The 3,094-nt window shown below is 54.6% G+C and carries 3 protein-coding genes; 2 read left to right on the top strand and 1 reads right to left on the bottom strand.

Annotated elements, in window-relative coordinates:
• Positions 1-193: 193 nt before the first annotated feature.
• Positions 194-1,642: an N-6 DNA methylase gene (locus tag ACGYLX_RS18955; RefSeq protein ID WP_394451271.1), complete on the bottom strand. Its 1,449-nt coding sequence runs from the start codon at positions 1,640-1,642 to the stop codon at positions 194-196.
• Positions 1,643-1,870: 228 nt separating this feature from the next.
• Here ACGYLX_RS18955 and ACGYLX_RS18950 point away from each other — a divergent pair, with 228 nt between their 5' ends.
• Both ACGYLX_RS18950 and ACGYLX_RS18945 read left to right on the top strand, forming a co-directional pair.
• The gene (locus tag ACGYLX_RS18950; protein ID WP_394451269.1) at positions 1,871-2,575 is read left to right on the top strand and encodes a hypothetical protein; all 705 of its coding nucleotides are present in this window, start codon (positions 1,871-1,873) and stop codon (positions 2,573-2,575) included.
• 2 nt (positions 2,576-2,577) lie between these two features.
• A complete protein-coding gene (locus ACGYLX_RS18945) occupies positions 2,578-2,964 on the top strand; it encodes a hypothetical protein (RefSeq protein ID WP_394451273.1) in 387 nt (128 codons plus the stop codon).
• The last annotated feature ends 130 nt before the right edge of the window (positions 2,965-3,094 follow it).

The following is a 3,094-nucleotide window of genomic DNA, read 5'->3' as shown; positions in this document are numbered from 1 at the left end:
GAATAGGTCGCCAGAGGACCGGCCTTCCATCAGTTGGTCTAATAGCTTTTTGTCGATGCTCATACGTGGGTCTCCTTATAGAGCAGTTACCACGCCAGAGCACAAAATTCAGGACAGTCCCTTCGTGGGATTTTGGCAGGAACCCTAAATCGCTCAAGACACTGCTCAAATGGAACTTCACTCCACCCCGTCTTCATAGCATCCCCCGGATGTCTTTCAGTATCTGAGCCGTTTCCGCATCCCGCGCCAGTATTTCCTCAATGATCTCCTCAGGCGAACGCAGAGGCGCTTCCTCAGGTGCATTCGGGTTCTTCACCGAGAGATCGAACGTCTCCTCATCGAGATCACCCCGAGCAACCGTCCAACTCTTCGGTCCATCCGCTTTCGTCTGCTGCAGCTCCACGAACTCCGCCAGATCATTGTCGTTCAGCGGATTGGTTTTACCCATGTTGCGTCCCGGATCGAGCTGATAGATCCAAATGTCCTGTGTGGGCGCTTCCTTCTCGAAGAACAGCACAACAGTCTTGACCCCAGCCCCCTGAAACGTGCCTTGGGGACAGTCGAGGATCGTGTGGAGGTTTGCCGCCTCCAGGAGTTCCTTGCGCAGTGCCACAGAGGCATTGTCCGTGTTGCTAAGGAAAGTGTTCTTGATCACCACCGCCGCACGACCCCCGGCCCGTAACTTGCGGATGAAGTGCTGAAGGAAGAGGTAGGCCGTCTCCCCGGTGCGGATCGGGAAGTTCTGCTGCACCTCGCGCCGTTCGCCACCACCGAAGGGCGGATTGGCAAGAATGATGTCGTGGCGGTCCTTCTCCTGTATCTCCATCACGTTCTCGTTGAGCGAGTTGGTGTGGACGATGTTCGGAGCTTCGATCCCGTGGAGGACCATGTTCATGATCCCGATGATGTAGGCGAGGCTCTTTTTCTCCTGCCCATAGAACGTCTTGCGCTGCAGCGTTTCCCATTCCGTCGCAGTCAGATCAGGTGTTCGCATGTACTCGAAGGCCTCGCAAAGGAAACCAGCAGACCCAACGGCCCCGTCGTAGATCGTCTCGCCGATCTTGGGATCAAGCACCTTGATCATCGCCCGGATCAGAGGCCTTGGGGTGTAGTATTCGCCCCCGTTGCGGCCCGCATTGCCCATCCGCTTGATTCGTGTCTCGTACAGCTCCGACAGTTCGTGGCGTTGCGCCTGGGTGTTGAAGCTGAGGCCGTCCAGCACCTCCAGCACGTCCCGCAGGATGTAGCCCGACCGAAACTTGTTGCGCAGCTCGGTGAAGACCTCCCCGATTTTGTACTCGATGGTCTGTGGCCCGGTGGCAGTTTCCCGGAAAGACCCAAGGAAGGGGAACAGTTCCTGATCCACGAAGGCGATCAGATCGTCGCCGATCTTCGCTGCGTTGTGATCGAACTGCCCGTCCTTCTTCGGAGCGGCCCACTGATCCCAACGATACTCGTCCTTGATGATCGGCTCGTAGTCCCCGCCTTCAAGTTCAGCCCGGTCTTGCCGTTCTGTCTCTAGCTCGTGCAGGTATTTCAGGAAAAGGACCCACGAAATCTGCTCGACATAGTCCAGTTCGTTGGCGATGCCTTCCTCTGCCCTGAGGTTTCGCTCGATCTGGTTGAAGGCCGTTTCGTACATGTGATTTCCTGCTGCTTGGTTACATAGTCATCCCACTGCAACTGAACGAGATCAAGAGACAGGCTCTGGTTTACTGTCGTCTATGCCGTTGCAATCGTATGGACTGAGTACCAGAATCGAATATTTGTTCATTTGGCTGATTGTAGGTGACTACATGGCCACTATCTGAGACAACATCCTTGAAAACGAATGTCATGCGACCGACTGATCGCGAACAGGGAGAAGACCATGCAACGCGCCGACCAAGTTCACGACCTGCTGCTTGGTAAGGGCATCTATACGCTGGGCGAAGCCGCGACCCTGATCGGCGGGAAGAAGCGCTCCATCCGAAGGTGGATGCAGGGGTATGACTTTAAGCGAGACGGTAAAACACACCGTAGCATACCGCTTTGGCAATCTGACATACCAAAGCTGGACGACCACGTAGAACTTAGCTTTCGCGATCTCATTGAACTGCGCTTCATACATGCGTTCTCGCAGGCAGGCATCGGATTGAAAGCGATAAGGAACTGTTTGGAGTACGCTAGAGAGTGCGCCCAATCGGACCGTCCGTTCTCATCAGGAAGGTTTCGCACCGACGGCAAGACGATCTTCCTTGAAAGCCTTGAAGCCTCGGAAGACCCCAAGGTGCTGGACTTACGACAGAAGCAGTACGTTTTCAAAACAATCGTAGAGAGAACATTTCGTGACCTCGATCTTGAGGATGAACTTGTTGTCCGCTGGCGTCCTTTCCGTGGGAAGGCTTCCATCGTGATCGACCCGCAAAGATCGTTTGGCCAACCCATCGCTTCAGCCTCTGGTGTGCCAACAATTGCACTTGCGGAAGCTGTTGAAGCAGAAGGGTCAATTGAAAGAGTTGCCAAGCTCTTCGAGGTCGATCTTGCGGTTGTCAGAGATGCTGTCCGCTATGAGCAGGAGCTTCGTGCGGCTTGAAGGTGCTGATCGACGAGAACTTACCACTCGCTCTAGCCAAAGCACTTACGGCAATATTTGACGGCGTTCACGAGGTGCAGCACCTTCGACAACGCTATGGTCCCAGTGTCACTGACACAGAGTGGATTAAAGACCTCCACAAAGAAGGGGGGTGGGTCGTCATTTCGGGCGATAGACGGATCACGAGAAACCGCGCAGAGCAACAGTTGTTCAAGTCCTCAAATCTGGTTGGTTTCTTTCTGTCGAAGGGTCTGAACAAGGCGCCCATAACGAAGAAGATGGAGCGCTTGATGGCCTTGTGGCCTACTATCGAAAAACAAGTTGGTCTTGTCTCCGGGGGGGCGATGTTCGAGCTACCAATGGCATCGACAAAGTTGAAACAAGTCTGAGGCAAACCCGTTTGGGTTCCACCATTGCACAGGGTGGTCACCGTTCTGCCTGACCTGAGGTAGGCCCTGAAGCCCCGTTGCTTCCTCGACCTCCCCATCCCCTCCAACTATATCACGATCAAGGAAAGCC

It is taken from the genome of Sulfitobacter sp. 1A13496 (genome assembly GCF_043557225.1).
Taxonomy (GTDB): Bacteria; Pseudomonadota; Alphaproteobacteria; order Rhodobacterales; family Rhodobacteraceae; genus Sulfitobacter; species Sulfitobacter faviae.
Note: the sequence above shows the minus strand (reverse complement) of the source record. Positions and strands in the feature narration are given on the sequence as shown.